The 17,174-nt window shown below is 73.2% G+C and carries 15 protein-coding genes; 9 read left to right on the forward strand and 6 right to left on the reverse strand.

Going from position 1 to position 17,174, the window contains the following annotated elements:
• Positions 1-192 precede the first annotated feature (192 nt).
• Positions 193-1,374, forward strand: coding sequence for an agmatine deiminase family protein (locus AB0O11_RS22400; protein ID WP_363389704.1), 1,182 nt, complete (start codon positions 193-195; stop codon positions 1,372-1,374).
• 49 nt (positions 1,375-1,423) lie between these two features.
• Here AB0O11_RS22400 and AB0O11_RS22405 read toward each other — a convergent pair whose 3' ends face one another.
• Positions 1,424-2,077 (reverse strand): TetR/AcrR family transcriptional regulator, encoded by a 654-nt coding sequence (locus AB0O11_RS22405; protein ID WP_363389706.1) that lies wholly within the window; start codon positions 2,075-2,077, stop codon positions 1,424-1,426.
• A gap of 142 nt (positions 2,078-2,219) precedes the next feature.
• Between AB0O11_RS22405 and AB0O11_RS22410 the strand changes: the two genes are divergently transcribed.
• Positions 2,220-3,398 carry an agmatine deiminase family protein gene (locus tag AB0O11_RS22410; RefSeq protein WP_363389709.1) on the forward strand — a complete coding sequence of 393 codons (1,179 nt, stop codon included), beginning with the start codon at positions 2,220-2,222 and terminating at the stop codon, positions 3,396-3,398.
• Positions 3,399-3,478: 80 nt separating this feature from the next.
• Here the strand turns inward: AB0O11_RS22410 and AB0O11_RS22415 are convergent, their stop codons facing one another.
• The 3 genes from AB0O11_RS22415 to AB0O11_RS22425 all read right to left on the reverse strand — a co-directional run bounded on the left by AB0O11_RS22415 (position 3,479) and on the right by AB0O11_RS22425 (position 6,574).
• Positions 3,479-4,639, reverse strand: a complete 1,161-nt coding sequence (locus tag AB0O11_RS22415) for an agmatine deiminase family protein (RefSeq protein ID WP_363389712.1) — start codon at positions 4,637-4,639, stop codon at positions 3,479-3,481.
• Between the two features lie 88 nt (positions 4,640-4,727).
• Positions 4,728-5,765 carry an agmatine deiminase family protein gene (locus AB0O11_RS22420; RefSeq protein ID WP_363389714.1) on the reverse strand — a complete coding sequence of 346 codons (1,038 nt, stop codon included), beginning with the start codon at positions 5,763-5,765 and terminating at the stop codon, positions 4,728-4,730.
• Positions 5,766-5,995: 230 nt separating this feature from the next.
• Positions 5,996-6,574 (reverse strand): TetR/AcrR family transcriptional regulator, encoded by a 579-nt coding sequence (locus AB0O11_RS22425; RefSeq protein ID WP_363389717.1) that lies wholly within the window; start codon positions 6,572-6,574, stop codon positions 5,996-5,998.
• A gap of 236 nt (positions 6,575-6,810) precedes the next feature.
• On the opposite strand from AB0O11_RS22425, the gene AB0O11_RS22430 reads away from it, so the two are divergent.
• From AB0O11_RS22430 to AB0O11_RS22455, 6 genes are all read left to right on the forward strand, one after another.
• Complete coding sequence (locus AB0O11_RS22430) at positions 6,811-9,603, forward strand: AAA family ATPase (protein ID WP_363389720.1); 2,793 nt, start codon at positions 6,811-6,813, stop codon at positions 9,601-9,603.
• A 218-nt stretch (positions 9,604-9,821) separates the two neighbouring features.
• Positions 9,822-10,382 carry an RNA polymerase sigma factor gene (locus AB0O11_RS22435; RefSeq protein WP_363389723.1) on the forward strand — a complete coding sequence of 187 codons (561 nt, stop codon included), beginning with the start codon at positions 9,822-9,824 and terminating at the stop codon, positions 10,380-10,382.
• Between the two features lie 100 nt (positions 10,383-10,482).
• Complete coding sequence (locus tag AB0O11_RS22440; RefSeq protein ID WP_363389726.1) at positions 10,483-11,310, forward strand: zf-HC2 domain-containing protein; 828 nt, start codon at positions 10,483-10,485, stop codon at positions 11,308-11,310.
• Positions 11,311-11,342: 32 nt separating this feature from the next.
• Positions 11,343-12,152 (forward strand): ABC transporter ATP-binding protein, encoded by an 810-nt coding sequence (locus AB0O11_RS22445; RefSeq protein WP_363389729.1) that lies wholly within the window; start codon positions 11,343-11,345, stop codon positions 12,150-12,152.
• Complete coding sequence (locus tag AB0O11_RS22450) at positions 12,149-13,543, forward strand: hypothetical protein (RefSeq protein WP_363389732.1); 1,395 nt, start codon at positions 12,149-12,151, stop codon at positions 13,541-13,543. The genes AB0O11_RS22445 and AB0O11_RS22450 overlap by 4 nt, the downstream gene beginning before the upstream one ends.
• A complete protein-coding gene (locus tag AB0O11_RS22455; protein WP_363389735.1) occupies positions 13,540-14,124 on the forward strand; it encodes a hypothetical protein in 585 nt (194 codons plus the stop codon). The genes AB0O11_RS22450 and AB0O11_RS22455 overlap by 4 nt, the downstream gene beginning before the upstream one ends.
• Before the next feature lie 139 nt (positions 14,125-14,263).
• On the opposite strand, the gene AB0O11_RS22460 is transcribed toward AB0O11_RS22455, so the two are convergent.
• Entirely contained in the window at positions 14,264-16,441 is a 2,178-nt protein-coding gene (locus tag AB0O11_RS22460) for an HAD-IIB family hydrolase (RefSeq protein WP_363389738.1), read from the reverse strand.
• Between the two features lie 47 nt (positions 16,442-16,488).
• On the opposite strand from AB0O11_RS22460, the gene AB0O11_RS22465 reads away from it, so the two are divergent.
• A complete protein-coding gene (locus AB0O11_RS22465) occupies positions 16,489-16,698 on the forward strand; it encodes a hypothetical protein (RefSeq protein WP_363389741.1) in 210 nt (69 codons plus the stop codon).
• Positions 16,699-16,869: 171 nt separating this feature from the next.
• On the opposite strand, the gene AB0O11_RS22470 is transcribed toward AB0O11_RS22465, so the two are convergent.
• Positions 16,870-17,174, reverse strand: a 305-nt coding sequence (locus AB0O11_RS22470) for a hypothetical protein (RefSeq protein WP_363389743.1), incomplete at its 5' end; no start/stop codon positions are given.

Below are 17,174 nucleotides of genomic sequence, written 5' to 3' on the forward strand. Positions count from 1 at the left end.
GCCTGCCGGGCCGAGGCGACCGGGCAACACCGGCGGTGACGCCGGGCAGCAGTGAACCTGCCGGCCCGGCGCCACTGCCGCAGGAAGGACGAGCGGATTCCCCCCGAACGGCGGGTGCGTGCCGCGCCGGAATCCGACATTCCGATCAGTAGCCTGCGGAGCCGAACCCGACACCAACCGGAACGAGGCTCCATGGCTCACCCCCGGCCGTCCCGCCGCTCGATCCTGCAGTCCGGGGCCGCGCTCGCCGCACTGGCTCTGGCCGGTGGCTGCTCCTCCGGCAGCGGAGCGGAGTCGCGGCCCGGCCCGGGCGGTACGGCCTCGGGTGCGGCCCCGTCCGGAAGCGCGGCGGCGGGCGGGTGGGCCATGCCGGCCGAATCCGACCCGCACACCCGGACCTTCATGGCCTGGCCGGCGCTGGAGGAGGTGTGGGGCGACCAGCTGCCCGGCGTCCGACAGGACATCGCGGGGCTGGCCCAGGCGATCGCCGGCTTCGAGCCGGTCGTCCTGCTGGCCCGCCCCGACCAGGCCGACCAGGCCCGGCAGGCCTGCGGCTCCTCGGTCGAGGTGCTCGAACTGATGGTCGACGACCTGTGGGTCCGGGACACCGGCCCGACCTTCGTCACCGGCCCCCAGGGGCTCGCCGGGGTCGACTTCAACTTCAACGGCTGGGGCGACAAGCAGACCCACGCCAACGACGGCCAGGTCGCCCGCAACCTCCTCGACCACTACCGCATCACCCGCATCCAGGCGCCGATCACCGGTGAGGGCGGCGGCATCGAGGTGGACGGCGAGGGCACGCTGATGGCCACCGAGAGCTCCTGGGTCAACGGCAACCGCAACCCCGGCGCGTCCCGCGACCAGATCGAGGCGAGCCTCAAGGAACTGCTCGGCGTCGAGAAGGTGATCTGGTTCCAGGGCGTCGCCGGGCAGGACATCACCGACAGCCACGTCGACGCGCTCGCCCGCTTCGCCGAGCCGGGCACCGTGCTGCTGCACCGTCCCGCCGCCGACGCCCCGCCGGACGTGTGGACCACCGCCTCCGCGCAGGCGCTGCGGGTACTCCGGTCGGAGACCGACGCCAAGGGCCGCACGCTCGAGGTGGTCGACCTCCCCGAGCCCGACATCGGCCGGATCCCGGGCGCGGGCAAGGACTTCCTGGCCACGTACATCAACTACTACGTCTGCAACGGCGGCGTCATCGTTCCGCGCTTCGGGGACCAGGCCACCGACGACCGGGCGGCCGGGATCATCGGTGGCCTCCACCCCGGCCGCAAGGTCACCCAGGTCGGCATCAACCACATCGCCGCGGGCGGCGGCGGGATCCACTGCGCCACCCGGCAGCAGCCCGTCGCGCCCGGCTCCACCCCGTGACCGGTCGGGCGCCGGGCGGTCGGGCGGTGCGCGGTCGGGCCGCGGACCGTCAGGCGCCGGACGGCCGGGCGGCGGACGACAGCGAGTCCAGCAGGGTCCGCAGCACCCGCTCGGCGTCCACCGTCCCGTCGAGCGACCCGATGGCGGCGAGCCCGTCGACGGCGGCGGCGAAGGCCTCCCCGAGGGGGGCCGGGTCGGCGCCGTCGCCGCGTTCGTCCGTCAGACACCGGAACAGCCGTACGAAGGAGGCCCGCCAGCGCGCGTACTCGGCCTCCAGGCTCGCTCGGACGCGTTCGTCGTTGAGGGCGAGCCAGTGCAGGGCGGCGTGGAGCCGGGCCAGGTCGGGGCTCTCGGGCCGGGTGAGCAGCGTCAGGACCCGCTCGGCGCGCTCGGCGTAGCCGCCGGGGCCGGCGACCGCCTCCTCCAGCGGTGTGATCCACTCGGGCCGGATGTCCGCCACGACGGCGACGATCAGGTCGGTGCGGTCCGCGAAGTGGTAGTGGCACATCCCGTGCGAGACCCCGCAGAGCGCGGCCACGTTGCGGGTGGTGAACCGCCCGGCGCCGTCGCCCGCGAGCAGGGTACGGGCCGCGGCGATCAGCCGGGCCCGGGTCTGCTCGCCCTTGGCGGAAGCGCGCGCCCGGCCGGGGCCGCCCGCTCCGGAGGCCGTTCGTGCGGCCGTGCCTGTCGCCTGTGTCGCCATGGCCGTCACTGTAACGACTGGGGGAGCCCGGCAGGGGCGCATCCGTCCCGATAGCTGCGCAAAGTATTGACCGAGCGCTTGGCCAGTTTTACCTTTTCGGTCAACTGCTGGACCAGCAGGAGACTTTGACAGGGAGGCAGTGATGGAGGACAGCTTCAGACCCCACCGGACCACCACCACCGACGGACAACTCGGCCGACGCCGGTTCCTGACGGCCGCCGGACTCGCCGTCGCCGGCACCGCGCTGACCGCCGCGAGCGGTGGCGGGCAGGCATGGGCGGCACAGCCTCGCACCGCCGCCGGGGGCCCGGCCGGCTTTCGGGTGCCGCCGGACACCGTCCGCCACACCCGGACCTGGATGGCCTGGCCGGACAACAGCACCATCTGGCGGAACAAGCTCAGCGGTGTCCAGGCGAACATTGCCCTCATCGCCAGGACCATCGCGAAGTACGAGCCGGTGACCATGTGCGCCAACCCGGCCAGTGTGGCCAAGGCGCGCTCGATGTGCGGCTCCACCGTCACCGTCATCGGGGACATCCCGGTCGACGACTGCTGGATGCGCGACACCGGCCCGGTCTTCCGCACCGACGGCACGGGCAGCCTCGACACGATCGGCCTCAACTTCAACGGCTGGGGCAACCACCAGAACCCGCACGGCAACGACGCCCTGGTCGCCCAGCGCGTCGCCGCCTACCTCGGCCTGCCGTTCACCGCCGCGGGCCTGGTCGGCGAGGGCGGCGGCATCGAGACCGACGGCGCGGGAACGCTGATGGCCACCCGGAGCAGCATCCTCAACGCCAACCGCAACCCCGGCATGTCCCAGGCCGCGGTCGAGAGCGCGATGTGCGCCGCCTACGGCGCCACCAAGGTGATCTGGTTCAACGGCATCGCCGGCCAGGACATCACCGACGACCACGTGGACGCCACGTCCCGCTTCCTCGGCCCGGGTACGGCCGCGGTCCAGATGCCACCGGCGAGCGACACCGACGCCTGGTCGAACGACGCACGGCAGCAGTACCGGATCCTGACGACCTCCACCAGCGCCCAGGGCACCCCGTTCACGGTCAGCCAGATCCAGGGGCCCGACTACAACCTCATCCGCTCGACCGACCCCAACTTCGTCGGCTCCTACGCCAACTACTACCTGTGCAACAACGCGGTGATCTCTGCCCAGTTCGGTGACACCGGGGCCGACGGCGCGGCCAGGACCGCCCTCGCCCGGCTGTTCCCCGGCCGGACCGTCGAGCAGCTCGACATCGACTACCTCGGGGCGGGCGGCGGCGGGATCCACTGCGTCACCCAGCAGCAGCCCGCCGGGTGAGAGGGCAGGGCCGGGTCCGGCCCGCCGACCGGACCCGGCCCCGAGCGCCGGGCCGACTCGGAGGGCCGGCCCGGCGCGGCTCAACCGAGGGCGGGGATGTCGTGGGTGGCGCAGTGGATGCCACCGCCGCCGGCCGCGATCGCGTCGATCTTGACCGGGACGATCTCCCGGCCCGGGTAGTACTGCTTCAGGATCTGCTGGGCCCGGTCGTCGGCCCGGGCGTCGCCGAACTTCGGCAGGTAGACGCCCTTGGTGCCGATGTAGAAGTTCATGTACGAGGAGACGAAGGCGTCACCGCGCCCGGTGATCCTGTCAGGGTCCGGCTGCTGGAGCTCGACCACCTGGAGCTTCTTGCCGGTCGCGTCGGTGGCGTCCTTCAGGACGGAGCGGGCCTGGTCGGCGGAGCGGGACCAGACGTCCGGAGGGGTGCCGGGGAAGGCCTGGTCGAGCAGCACCACACCGGGAGCGACGAAGCGGGTCAGGCAGTCGACGTGGGCGTCGGTGATGTCCTTGCCCTTGACGCCCGCCAGCCAGATCACCTTGGTCACGCCGAGGACCTGCTTCAGCTCCGCCTCGACCTGGTCACGGCTCATGCCCGGGTTGCGGTTGTCGTTGACGACGGAGCTCTCGGTCACCATCAGGGTGCCCTGGCCGTCGGTCTCGAAGGAGCCGCCCTCGGCGACCAGCCGGGTCTCGATCCGCTCGACACCGTACTTGGCCAGCACCGTCCTGGCGACCTTGGAGTCGTTGCCGCGCTGCTGCTTGCCGCCCCAGCCGTTGAAGTTGAAGTCGACACCCTTGATCCTGCCGCCCTCCTCGACGAACACCGGCAGGGTGTCCCGGGCCCACAGGTCGTCGACGGCGATCGGCACCACCTCGACCGCCGAGCCGCAGGCCTTCTGCGCGGCGTCCTTCTGCTCGGGGCGGGCCATCAGCACGACCGGTTCGCGGGCGGCGATGGCCTGGGCCAGGCAGGCCACGTCCCGGCGGACGTCCGGGAGCTGGTCGCCCCAGACGTTCTCGGAGGCGGGCCAGGACATCACCGTGCGCAGGTGCTTGTCCCACTCGGCGCCGAAGCGGCGCGGGCCGGGAGTGCCGCCGGGCTGGGGCGGCACGGCGCCGTCCGGGTCCTCGATGCCGTTGGGGTCACAGGCGGTGAGGCCGAGGGTGAGGGCGCCGACACCGAGGCCGACACCGGCGAGGGAGCGCATCAGGGTACGGCGGGACGGGGTGTTGGTCATACGGGAACTCCGGCTGCTGGTCTGGACGGTGGACGGTGGACGGTGGGTGCGGGGTGCGGGGTGCGGGGTGCGGGGTGCGGGGTGCCGGCTACGGCAGCGGCTCGTGCATGGTCGAGCAGTGGATGCCGCCGCCGCCGGCCATCAGGCGGTCGACGTCGATCTGCACCACCTCGCGGCCGGGGAAGGCCGCGGCGAGCGCCTCCCTGGCGGCGGCGTCCTTGTACGCGTCGCCGAACTCGGCGGTGATGACGCCCCCGTTGACGAGGTGGAAGTTGAGGTAGGAGTCGACGAACTTCGAGCTGCGGGAGCGGACGGTGTCCGGGCCGTGCACCGGGATGACCTGGAGGCGGCGGCCCCGTGCGTCGGTGGCGGCGGAGAGGATCGCGAACTGCTCGCGGGCGTCCCGCGCCCAGGCGTCGTTGCGGTCCGCCGGCGGCAGCTGCACCATCACCATGCCGGGGCGGACGAACCGGGAGGTGACGTCCACGTGGTCGTCGGTGATGTCCTGGCCCTTGATGCCCGGCAGCCAGATCATGGTGTCCGCGCCGTAGGCCTCCAGGACGGCCTCCTCGATCTCGTCCCGGCTCATGCCGCGGTTGCGGTTCTTGTTGACCAGGCTGCTCTCGGTGGCCATCACCGTGCCGTCGCCGTCGGTCTCGATCGCGCCGCCCTCGCCGACGAAGTCCGCGTAGGTGTGGCGCAGGCCGCGGCGGGTGGCCAGGCGCTCGGCGACCCGGGCGTCGTCGTGGTGCACCTGCTTGTTGCCCCAGCCGTTGAAGTTGAGGACCACGGCGTCCAGGCCGCCGTACCCGTCCTGGCGGAACACCGGGGCGATGTCGCGCATCCACAGGTCGTCGGTGGGGATGGCGGTGATCACCTCCACCCCGGCGCCGCACCAGGACTGGGCCTTGCTCGCGGTCCAGTCGTCGGGGGCGCACATGACCACCGGCTCGAACTCGGCGATCGTGCGGGCGATCAGGGCGATGTCCTCCTGGACGCCGCCCAGGCGCAGTCCCCACACGCCCCGGCGGGAGGGCCAGGACATCCAGGTCCGCGCGTGCGGGACGTCGTCCGCCGGCACCCGGGGGTACGGCCCGGTGGAACGGTCGTCGGGGTAGTGGGTCATGAGGAGCTCCAGATCGTGCGACGGCGCCGGGAAGGGTGTCGAGGGCCGCCGACTCCCACTCTTCGCGCCGCGACGCGGCGGCGCACCACGGGGACGGGCCGGCGGCAGCACCCTGCCTGCGGGTTCAGACTCGCACTGACTGAAAAATCAGTCAAACTCATGGGCGTGCCATAATGCATCCTTGACGGGCTCCCTGCGCAGAGTGGCGCTCCCTGAGCGGTCCGTACGGCTCAGGACCCGAGCCGGGCCACCTCGCCGTCGATCGCATCGGCCATGAGCGTGCGGGCGTGCGCCAGCGGCAGGCTGCCGCTGAGCCAGCGCGTGCTCAGTCCCTCCAGCAGCGCGGTCAGCCGCTCCGCCGCGCCGGCCAGCGCGACCGCCGAGGACATCGGCTGCACGCCGCCGAGCAGTTCCGCGATCTCCTGCACCCAGATCCGGGTGGCCCGCGCCAGGTCCTCGCGCAGCGTCTCGTCGAACACGGCGCTCGCCCGCAGCTCGCCCCAGGCGGTGCTGTTCTCCCGCACCTCGGCGGTGTCCTGGAGCTCCAGCAGCAGGGTCTGTTCCAGTTCCTCGCGGGGCGTCAGCGGCGGGGCGTCAGCGGCGCGTTCGGTCGTGTACCGCTCCGCCCGGTCGTTGATGAACTCCAGCGTCTGGCGGAGGATCCCGGTGCGGTCCTTGAAGTGGTAGTAGATCAGCGCGGTGGACACACCCGCCTCGGCCGCGAGTTCCTCCACCCGCAGCCCGCGCACCCCGCGCCGCGCGATCACCCGCGCCGCTGCTTCCATGATCGACGTTTTACGACTGGCCACGATCCACCACCTTACCGGGGACGCGGGCACCGATTCCGTCCACCTGCTGACCGGCTGATCAGCCGGAGGCGGCTGGGCGGGAAACGCGCCGGTCCGGCGGCGCAGCGGCGTGACCGACTGGTGTCCCCACTCGGTGTCAGGCCGGGCGGATTGTCAAGCCCGCACCGGATCCGTCCGTTCAGCAGTAGCCTCGGCACTGGTAGCGACTGCCCTGGAAGGGCGAATTGGAGGCGACGGTGGCCGAAGGGGAGCCCGCGGCCCGGGACGGCGGTGGGGCCGGCGAGGACGGCAGTCCGCTGCACGAGCGCGAGGCCGAGATCCGGTCGGCAGGGCAGGCGGTAGGGGCGCTCACCCGGCCCGTCGGTACCGGGCTCGGGGAACTGCTGGTGTACACCGGCGCGGCCGGGCTGGGCAAGACCGCGGTGCTGACCGAGGTGCGGCGGGAGGCGGAGCGCGCGGGCTGCACGGTGCTGTTCGCCCGGGGCGGGGAGAGGCAGCGTCACGAGCCGTTCCACGTGGTGCGCCAGCTGGTGCAGCCGGTGCTGGCGGCCTTGTCCGACGAGGACCGGGCGCAGGTGTTCGGGCCTTGGGAGGACATCGTCGGTCCGGTGGTGGGGCTGCTGCCACCCGGAGAGCGGCTCGACCCGCAGGGAGTGCGGGACGGGCTGGACTTCGTGCTCACCCGCCTCGTGCAGCGCCGCTCGCCGCTGGCCGTGATCGTCGACGACCTGCACTGGGCCGATGCGGAGTCGCTCGGCTGGCTGGCGGGCTTCGCGGTGCGGGTACGGGAGCTGCCGGCCCTGCTGGTGCTCGCCTGCCGTGACGAGTTCCCCGACGACGCCCTGGCACTGCAACGCGGCCTCGTCGGCAGGGCCGACCGGCGGCACGAACTGCGGCCGCTCCAGCCGGCCTCGGTCGCGCGGCTGGTCCGCTCCACCCTGGGCGCGCAGGCGGAGGACGCCTTCTGCCGCCACGTCTGGGCGGTCACCGGCGGCAACCCGTACGAGACCACCGCCCTGCTGCGCGAGGTGCTCGACCAGCAGCTCGACCCCGTCGAGGAGAGCGCCGACCAGCTGCGCGAACTCGCCGCCAGCGCACGGGGGATGACGCTCCGGCACTGGCTGGACAAGATCGGCCCGACCACGGTGCGGTTCGCCTGGGCGGCGTCCATGCTGGGCACCGACATCCGCCCGGACCTCGCCGCCGTCATCTGTGCTCAGGGCCCGGAGACCGCCGCCGAGTCCGTCCGGGAGCTGCGCCGGCACGGGGTCCTGATCAGCACGCCGGGAGGTCGGCTGGAGTTCGTCCACCCGCTGATCGCCACCTCGGTCTACCAGTCGATGCCTCCCGCCACCCGCACCGGGATGCACGGGGTCGCCGCCGTCGAGACCGAGAACGCAGGCCTCGGCCTGCTGACGGCATCCCGCCACCTGCTGGAGACCCTGCCCGAGGGCGACCTCGAGATCGTGGGCAAGCTGCGCCGGGCGGCCCGCGAGCACCTGGCCATCGGTGCGCCCGAGGCGGCCCAGCGCTGCCTGCGCCGCGCCATCAGCGAACCGCCCGCCGACGAGGACAGGGCCGAGGTGCTCTACGAACTCGGCTGCTCGGCACTGCTCACCGACCCGGCGACCACGGTCAACCAGCTGCGCCTGGCACTCGCGGACCCGTACGGGCTGAGCTCCGAGCTCCGGGTCGACGCGATCTTCCGGCTCGCACAGGCCCTCGCCCACAGCAACCGGCTCGGCGAGGCCGCCGGGGTGTGCGCCGAGGAAGCCGCTCGCACCCTTCCCGGCCCGGGCCGCCTGCGTCTGGAAGTCGCCCACTTCATGTTCGCCGCGTTCCAGTCCGAGGACGAGGACGGTCCGGGCCGCTCCCGGAGGCTCGCGGAGTTCGACCGGATGCTCGAAACGGTCGGCATGGCCTTCAGCGACATCGGGGCGGGCGACTCGGCCTCCGCCGCCACCGCCACCGGCGCGAACGGCGAGCCGCCCCCGGACCAGGCCGTCTTCGAACACAACGGCCTGGCCCACGCGGTGGCCGTGCTGCGCTGCTGGGACCTCACGCTGCGCGGCGTGGACCGCGAGGAGGCGATCGCCCTGGCCGAGTCCGCGCTGCCGGGCGGCCGCCTGCCCCGCAGCCTCGGCTGGACCAACACCACCTGGGGCTTCGAGCTGCCCGGCATCCTCGGCGTCAGCTACCTCTACGCCGACCGGGTCGACCGGGCGGAGGAACTGTTCACCGAGGCGGTCCGCGCGTACGAAATCGCCGGGTGGAGCGGCGGCCACCTCGGCTTCGCCTACCTGCTGACCGGCATGCTCCGGTTCCGCTGCGGTGCCCTTGCGGAGGCGGAGGACTACCTGCGCCGGGCTCTGCGCATCGCCGAACGGATAGGCCCGGACGCCCCGCTGCACTGGGACGCGGTCGGGGCGCTGGCCGAGACCGTGGCCGCGCGCGGCCGGTTGTCCGAGGCCCTGGAGCTGGCGCGCAAGTACGCCTTCGGCCCGCCGTACCCGACGGTGATGGTGCTGCCCGACGCCCCCACCCTGTACGGCCGCCTCCTCCTGGCCCGGGGCGACGCGCCCGGCGCGGTCGCCGCACTGACCGCCGCCGGCGCGGCCCTGGACGCGCGAGGGTGGCGCAACACGGTGTGGGCGCCGTGGCTCGGGCACCTGGCGCGCGCCGTCGCCCCCGACCAGCCGGACCGGGCCCGTGACCTCGCCGAGGAGGCCGTCTGCCGGGCGCGGGAGTCCGGGACGGACTCGGCCATCGGCAGCGCTCTGCGGCTCTGCGCGTCGGTACACGACCGGTCCCGGGCAGCCGAGCTGCTCGCGCAGGCCGTCCGGCACCTGGAACGGTCACCCGCCCGCTACGAGCACGCCATCGCCCTGGTCGATCTGGGCGAGGCGTTGGGTGCCACTCCGGCCGCCCGCACCGCCCTGGCCCGGGGGCTGGAGCTGGCCACCCACTGCGGCGCGGGCGGCTTGGCCGCCCGCGCCGAGGACCTCCTGCACGCGGGCGCGGCGGGCTGAGGCGGGTTCAGGACGCCGCCGTCGTGCCAGGCCGCCGCGTTCGCAGACCCGGGACCCGGGCACGACTCCGGGATCTCCGCCCTCCGCGCTCTTCGGGGCGTCCACCGCGCTGACCTCGACCGGAGTGGCCGGATCCGACCCGATGGCCGGGATTCCATCGTGTGACGCAGGTCACGTCGGGCGCAGAACCCGGGCGTCGGATCGCGCGTCTGGCTGGTGTGAGATCACGCAGGAGAGCACTGGACGACGTGGACGAGGAGCGCCTCCTCCGGCTGGTGGCCAAGGGTGACCGCGGGGCGTTCGACGAGCTGTACCGGCGTACGTCGCCATGGCTGGCGGTGCGGCTGCGCCGCCGCTGCGCGGACGAGCAGATCGTCGCCGAAGTCATGCAGGAGACCTATCTCGCGGTGTGGCGCGCGGCCGGCGCGTTCGCCGGGAGCGCGGTCGGCGGGACGGCCGTCGGGTGGCTGTGGACGATCGCGGCACGCCGCCTCGTCGATGCGTTCCGGCGCCGTGCCCACCACGCCGAACCGCCGGTCGCCGCCGCCGAGCGGGCGGTGGTGCCCGCGGCGGAGGAGGAGGCGCTCGCCGGGACCGTCGGCGGCGACGTCGGCGACGCCCTGCGACGGCTGGCGCCGGAACTCCGAGAGGTACTGCAGGCCACGGTGCTCGACGGGCTCTCCGTCCGGGAGACCGCCGTCCTGCTCAGACTGCCCGAAGGCACGGTCAAGACCCGTGCCCGTCGGGCCCGGATCGCGATGCGGGAGGCGCTGGCATGAGCGGGCGAAGCATGGGGGTCCCCCCGGCCGAAGGCTGGGGGAGAGTCGTCGAGAGGTGTGCGTTGCGCGAAGCGCCTGCCGAGCGGAGCGAGGTGGGCGCATGAGCGGGGAACACGCGTCCAGGCAGCTGATCGACGACTACGCACGTGGCGACGTGACGATCGCGGCGGACACGGTCTGGGCACTGGAGGCCCATCTGGAGACGTGCGCGCCCTGCCGGAGCCACCTGGCGGCCTCCGTGGCCACCGGAGCGCCCGGCATCGCCGCGCTCGTCGAGACCGTCCGGGCCGGTCTGGAACCGCAGTTGGACGCGGCGGTCAAGGTGGCCTCGCGGCGGCACCGTCCGAGGTGGGTGTCGTCCTGGCTGACGCCGGCCATGACCCCGTGGCTGGCCATGACCGCCGTCGTCACCCTGGTGGCGCTGCTGCTGGACGCGGCCGCGCCGTCGGAAGTCCTCGGCGGCTCCTCGCCGGTGTCGCTGGTCGCGCCGGTGCTGCCGCTGTGCGGTGTCGCCGCGTCGTGGTCGAGCGGCCTGGACCCGGCACACGAACTGACCGCCTCGACCGCCCGGGCCGGCCTGCCCCTGCTGCTCAGGCGCACCACCTCGGTCCTCGTGGTGGTCCTGCCCGCGCTACTGCTGGGGGGATGGCTGACCGGGACCATGACGGCCGGGCAGTGGCTGCTCCCCTCCCTGGCCTTCACCTCCACCGCCCTGGCGCTGGGCAGCGTGGTCGGGGTGACCCGCGCCGCCGTCGGGCTGGCGGTCGCGTGGGGCGTCGCCGTCGTGGCACCCGCATCGGTCACCGGCCGTGTCCCCGCCGTCCTGCAACTGGCCCTGCAGCCGGACCGGTTGCCCGTGTGGGGGCTGCTCCTCGCGCTCGGCACCGGCGCCGTGATCGCCCGCAGGGACGCGTACTCGACGCTGTGAAACCCATGTCCACCATCGAAAGGGACCACCGCATGACACCCATGACGAGCGCGGCCGACACCGCGCCGAAGACCTACGCCTGGGAGATCCGGGCCAGCGGCCTGCGGGTGCGCGTCGGACGGAACAAGATGGCCGTCGACGGGCTCGACCTCTCCCTGGGCACCGGTGCCCACGGCCTCCTGGGGCCCAACGGAGCGGGGAAGACCACCCTGATCCGGACGCTGGCCACGGTGCTGCGCCCCACCGAGGGGGAACTGGAGATGCTCGGCACCTCCTTGGGCAGGATGGGCGACCACCGGGCCCTTCGCCGCCGCATCGGCTACCTGCCGCAGGACTTCGGCTTCTACAAGCGCTTCACGGTGCGCGAGTTCGTCGAGTACATGGCCTGGTTGAAGGAGGTCCCGAAGACGGACATCCCCGAGGCCGTCCAGCGCGCCGTGGAACGGGTGGGCCTGGCGGACCGCGCCGACCACCGGATGAAGACCCTGTCCGGCGGCATGGTGCGGCGGGCCGGCATCGCCCAGGCCATCGTCAACTCTCCGGCGGTGCTGCTGCTGGACGAGCCGACGGCCGGCCTCGACCCGGCACAGCGGCTGCGCTTCCGCGAGCTGCTGCACGAACTGGGCCGCGACACCTGCGTGGTCGTCTCCACTCACCTGGTCGAGGACGTCGCGGCCGCCTGCTCCGACGTGGTGCTCTTCGCCGACGGCCGCCTCGTCTTCCAGGGCACGCCGGACGAGCTGGCCGCCGCGGGCAGCACCGAGCACCCGGGCGACAGCCCCCTGGAGCGCGGCTACTCGGCGCTGCTCCGTGACTCCGGACAGCTGGGGAGCGCCTGGTGAACGGACGTGTGCTGCGAACCGAACTGAAGCGCTCGGCCGCCCCGTGGGCCGGCGCCGTCGTCCTGGCCGGCAGTCTGGCGGTCTTCTTCCTGATCGACGGGATCTGGTGGCAGGGCACCGCCGGGTGGACGGCCCAGTGGACCACCATGGCCATGTGGACCCGTTCCCAGCTGGCCTTCTGGATGCCGTTCGTGGTCGGCATCGGGGCGGTCTACGGGCTGCGTGAACGCCGCTCGCGGATGACCGAACTGCTGGCGACCACGCCGCTGCCGGCCTGGCGCCGTGCGGCGCTGCCGGCGGGAGCGACCGCGCTCGCGCTCGTGGTGGGCTTCGGCCTCCTCACCATCGTCGGCGGAACACAGGTGGCGCTCGGCCCGACCACCTACACGGGCCTCGGCTGGCTGCCGATCCCGCTGGTGGCAGTCCTGGGCCTCGTCGCGGCCGCCGTGTTCGCCATGGGCGTCGCGCGGACGCTGCCCTCCGTCCTCACCCCGCCGGCCCTGGTGGTGGCCTGCCTCGTGATGACGAACATGCTGCGCGTGCGGATCGAAGGGGAGGTGCCGGAGAGCAGGACGTCGAACCGGCTCGGCCTGCTGTCCCCGGTGACCGCGGAGCCGCGGCAGATGCTGCTGACCCTGTCCGACTCCGTCCACCTCGGCCAGACGGTCTGGCTGCTCGGCCTGCTCGCCACCGGCCTCGCGTTGCTGGCGGCCGCCACCCGTCGGGCCCGGCTGCTCGCGGTGACTCCCGCGCTGGCCGGCGCGGCCGTGGCCCTGCTGATCCTGCCGGCCGCCCCGCGCGACAGCTACGTCGTCGACAAGGCCGCCGCGGCCATGGTGTGCGACGGGCCGGTGTGCGTGACCCAGGCCAGCCGGTCGCACCTGGCCGAACTCGCGCCGCGCGCCCGGGAGGCGCTGAGCGTGCTGCACGACGTCCTGGGAGACAAGGCGCCGACCTCGGTGCGGGAGGACACCGCGCTGCGCGCGCTCGGCGATCCCCGCTCACTCCCCGGTGACGCGGTGCTGGTCGACTTCGACGAGCAGCTGTTCATCGATGCGTCCGGCGAGGACCTGACCCGCGCGCTGGTCGCCCAGGGACTGGCACCGAGCTGCCACGCCCGGACCTCCCGGGAGGGCGGGGGACAGGACGACGTCGCCCTCCAGAGCATGGCCGTGAGCTGGGCCCTCGGTGACCCAGCCCTCCGACCGATGGTGGAGCTGGCCACCGACGAGTACTCGCGCAGGACCTGGGCGGATGCCGACGCCGCCTGGCAGGAGCTGAAGGGACTGGCGCCCGCCGAGCAACGCTCGCGGATCGCCGAGCTGCGCACCGCCGCCCTCTCCTGCACGGCGAGGCTGCGCGAGCTGCCGGCCGGGGGTGCGTCGCGATGAGGTGGCTGATGCTGTACGCACGTTCACGACAGGTGCCCACGTCGGCCGCCGCGGTCGCGCTCGTCGCGTTGGCGGTGTGGGCCTTCACCCGGGGCGACGGTACGGGTGCGGCGGATGCGATGGACCCGACCGCGTTCTTCGTGCTCGCCGCGAGCGTGGCGGCCGGCTCCGTCGGGTTCGGCGGGCAGGACCTCGCACTGGACCGGACGGCCGCGATCCGGTGGGTGCCCCGCCGGGCGGCGCACACGGTGCTGATCGGCGCGGTCGCCGGTGCGGCGCTGCTGGCCGTCCAGGCGGTGGGCCCGAAGTTCGTCCCCACCGAGGTCGTCGCCCGGGACAGCGCGGGCCTGGTCGGCCTGGCCGCGCTCGGGGCGGTGCTCTTCGGGGCGCACCTCGCCTGGACGCTACCGACCGGTTGGCTCGCGTTCACCGTCCTCGTCCCGCCGTTGCCGCCCAACACCGTGGGGAAGGCGGTCGGTTGGATGACGTTTCCCCCCGGCACGGAGGCGTCCACCTGGGCCGCGGTGGCGCTGCTGGTGACCGGCGGCGCGCTGTACGCCGTGGCCGGCCCGAGACGCTGACGGGTGCGTCTGTCGGCCGCCGAGTCCGTCCGGACCCCGTCTCCGGACCGTGCCGTCCGGAGACCCTCCACCGGACAGCCTCGTCCGGACACGACGAGGGCCGGTTCGACGGACCGGGGCCGTCGCCGGTGGCTTCGGTTCAGGTCCACCCCGCGGTTTCCGGCCGCGGGTGGGCGGATGGCCGGGCCTTCGGCGACGTGACGGAGGTGCTGCGGATCGCGTGGACGATCCGGGCGGCCCAGTCCGCGGGCCGCTCCCGACCGAGGAGTTCGGCGAGCCGCGCCATGCGGGCCCGGCGTTCGGTGGGGGCGAGGTCGAGGGCGCGGGCCAGGACGGTGGCGAGGTCCCCGGGCGAGCGCGGGTCGGTGAGCAGGGCGGCCTCGCCGAGTTCGGCCGCGGCGCCGGCGTGGCGGGAGAGGACCAGGACTCCCGGCTCCGCGTCACTGTGCAGCAGGGCGGCCCGGGCAGCGATGAACTCCTTGGCGGTCAGGTTCATCCCGTCCTGGAGCGAGGTCACCCAGAGCACGTCCGCCGACAGGTACTCGTCGACGACCTCGGTGGTGGACAGACTGCGGGGACGGTAGTCGATCGGCTGCCAAATTCCCTGCTGCCACCGGGAGTTGACCTCGGCGACGCGCTGTTCGAGTTGATGGCGGGTGGTGTCGTAGGCGGTGATGCCGGGCTCGGGCGGCGGGCAGACCAGCCGGAAGGTCAGCCGGCCGCGCAGTCCGGGCCGACGGGAGAGCAGGTGATCGACGGCCTCCACCTTCTGGATCGGGGCCTTGGCGTAGTCGAGGCGTTCGACCGAGAGCACCACTCGGCCGACGGCCGGATCGCGGCGGGGCATGCAGAGGTGGGCGAGCCTCTCGACGGCGAGCTTCTCGACGGCGGGCCGGTCGACCCCGAGCGGGTGGACGCCGGTGCGCGGCGGATCGGGCAGGCCGGCCAGGGTCCGGCGGAAGTGTCCGGCGAAGTCCTCGGTGTGGAAGCCCGCCCAGTCGAGGCGCGCCAGCGAGCTGCGAAGTTCGGCGGCGACCGGGAGGGTGGCGAAGACGTCCGGGGCCGGGAAGGGGGTGTGGTGGAAGATCCCGGTTCTGAGGTCGGGCCGGATGCGGTGCAGCACGCCGGGGACCAGCCAGAGGTTGTAGTCGTGGAGCCAGACGGTGGCGCCGGGCGCGGCCTGTGCGCTGATGTGGCGGGCGAAGCGGGCGTTGACCGTCCGGTAGTCGGCCCAGGCCCGTTCGTCGAAGACCGACCGGCCCGGTTCGGACATCAGGACCGGCCACAGCGTCTCCTTGCAGGCGCGGTGGAAGTAGCCGGTCCAGGCGTCCTCGTCGAGCGGTACGGGGGAGAGCGGCAGCCCGGTGGGGTGCGCGCGGTCGCCGCACGGGGCGCCACCGACCAGAGCCGTGACCCAGACGCCCGGCAGGCCGTCGGTGAAGGCGCTGGTCAGGGTGGGCAGGATGCCGTTGGGGCTGCTGGGCGGCTGCCAGCTCTCGCCGTTCCAGTGCAGCGGTGGGCGGTGGTAGGCCACCACGAGGGAGTGCGGGCCCGCAGCGTGTTCGGGACCGGAGCGCGTGGGCTCGGCCGCGGGGGCGAGCCAGCCGAGCTCCTGGAGCACCGCGTGGACGCCGGCCGCGCCGGCCCGGCCGGGGCGGTGCAGGAACGGGTTGTCGGCGTGAGTGGTGAGGGCGGTGAGCAGGGCCGGTTCGGCTCCGGCGACGACCACCGCGTGCGTGCCGGCCCGGAACAGCGAGAGGTCGTTGAGGGAGTCGCCGGCGACGAGAATCTCGTCGGGCTTCCAGCCCAGTTTCCCGGCCAGGGCCCGAAGGGCGTTGCCCTTGGACGCTCCCGGCGGCAGGACGTCGAAGAAACGGTCCGCCGAGTACACCCAGGTGCAGCCGAGGGCCTCGACGGCTGCGGTGAGTTCGTCGGTGAGCCGCTCGGGGGCGAGGTGGTAGGAGCAGCGGCCGTCCTGGACGACGCCGTGCTGGTAGCCGAGTTGGGGGAATCGGCGCAGCGCGGCGCGAACCCGGTCCGGGCCCGGCCAGCCGGTCCGCAGGTGTTCCTGCACCGGGTCGATCGGGGTGAAGTCCGTACCGTCGGCGACGGTGGCACCGACGTCGGCGATGATCCACCGGGGCCGCGGGACGAGCGGATCGCGAACGACCTCACGGACGGAGGCCAGCCCGCGCCCGGTGGCGAAGACCAGGGTCACCTCGGGGTGGAGGGCCAGGGCGTCGCGCAATCGGCGCCGGTCGTCCCGGGTGCCGCCGAGTAAGGTGCCGTCCAGATCGGTGACCAGAATCCTCGACATCCGAGGGACGCTAACACGATCACGCCCCGTGGTGAAGTGTTCACCTCATGCTGATATCCGTCCGGCGAGGCCGGAGTGGACCGACGGCCGGCGCCCAGGTGGACGGCATCATCGCGGGCTACGGCGCCTTCACCGGCGTGCGCGAGTACGACAACACCTGGCAGGGCGCCAACGCCGTCAACCTTGTCCGGGACTGGGTGAAGCGCCACAGCGGTACCTACCGCATGGCCACCAGCGGTGACCGCCTGTTCAAGTAGGGGGGAAGGAGCGCCCCGTGTCGTTCACGCAGGGAGTTTGTCTCGGGAACGGAGGAGGAGTACTGTCTCCCAGTCGCTCGACTGGGAGCACCGGACACGCGTCAGCGCGGACGGTCCCGGGGCGGCCAATCCTCTGAACCAACACTTCCGGACTCGGGCCGGGCAAACCTGTCATGTGCAGCCGCCGGCCTGGTCTTTATGTGGCGTGTTCGTTTTATCGGATTGCGGCCGGATTCGCTTTTCGGAGCGCGGGTCGGCTAAGGTTTGAAACGTCGGACAGGGCGCCAAGCGCTGGAAGGCACCAGCAGGTCGGAAGCAGAAAGCCCCGGTAAACGGAGCGGAAAGCGTCTGATAAGCTGGAAACACGAAAGAACGAAGCCTGGAGGGTCCGCTGGAAGGCGGTCCGAAGGAAGCGTCCGTTCCTTGAGAACTCAACAGCGTGCCAAAAGTCAACGCCAGATATGTTGACATCCCCG

It is taken from the genome of Kitasatospora sp. NPDC093102 (assembly GCF_040683915.1).
GTDB lineage: Bacteria > Actinomycetota > Actinomycetes > Streptomycetales > Streptomycetaceae > Kitasatospora.

What these genes read in the sequence shown, in the direction of transcription:
- AB0O11_RS22420 (WP_363389714.1), bottom strand. Translation starts at nt 5,765, where the DNA reads ATGACCCACTACCCCGACGACCGTTCCACCGGGCCGTACCCCCGGGTG.
- AB0O11_RS22460 (WP_363389738.1), bottom strand. Translation starts at nt 16,441, where the DNA reads ATGTCGAGGATTCTGGTCACCGATCTGGACGGCACCTTACTCGGCGGC.
- AB0O11_RS22455 (WP_363389735.1), top strand. Translation starts at nt 13,540, where the DNA reads ATGAGGTGGCTGATGCTGTACGCACGTTCACGACAGGTGCCCACGTCG.
- AB0O11_RS22440 (WP_363389726.1), top strand. Translation starts at nt 10,483, where the DNA reads ATGAGCGGGGAACACGCGTCCAGGCAGCTGATCGACGACTACGCACGT.
- AB0O11_RS22415 (WP_363389712.1), bottom strand. Translation starts at nt 4,639, where the DNA reads ATGACCAACACCCCGTCCCGCCGTACCCTGATGCGCTCCCTCGCCGGT.
- AB0O11_RS22465 (WP_363389741.1), top strand. Translation starts at nt 16,489, where the DNA reads ATGCTGATATCCGTCCGGCGAGGCCGGAGTGGACCGACGGCCGGCGCC.
- AB0O11_RS22405 (WP_363389706.1), bottom strand. Translation starts at nt 2,077, where the DNA reads ATGGCGACACAGGCGACAGGCACGGCCGCACGAACGGCCTCCGGAGCG.
- AB0O11_RS22445 (WP_363389729.1), top strand. Translation starts at nt 11,343, where the DNA reads ATGACACCCATGACGAGCGCGGCCGACACCGCGCCGAAGACCTACGCC.
- AB0O11_RS22400 (WP_363389704.1), top strand. Translation starts at nt 193, where the DNA reads ATGGCTCACCCCCGGCCGTCCCGCCGCTCGATCCTGCAGTCCGGGGCC.
- AB0O11_RS22410 (WP_363389709.1), top strand. Translation starts at nt 2,220, where the DNA reads ATGGAGGACAGCTTCAGACCCCACCGGACCACCACCACCGACGGACAA.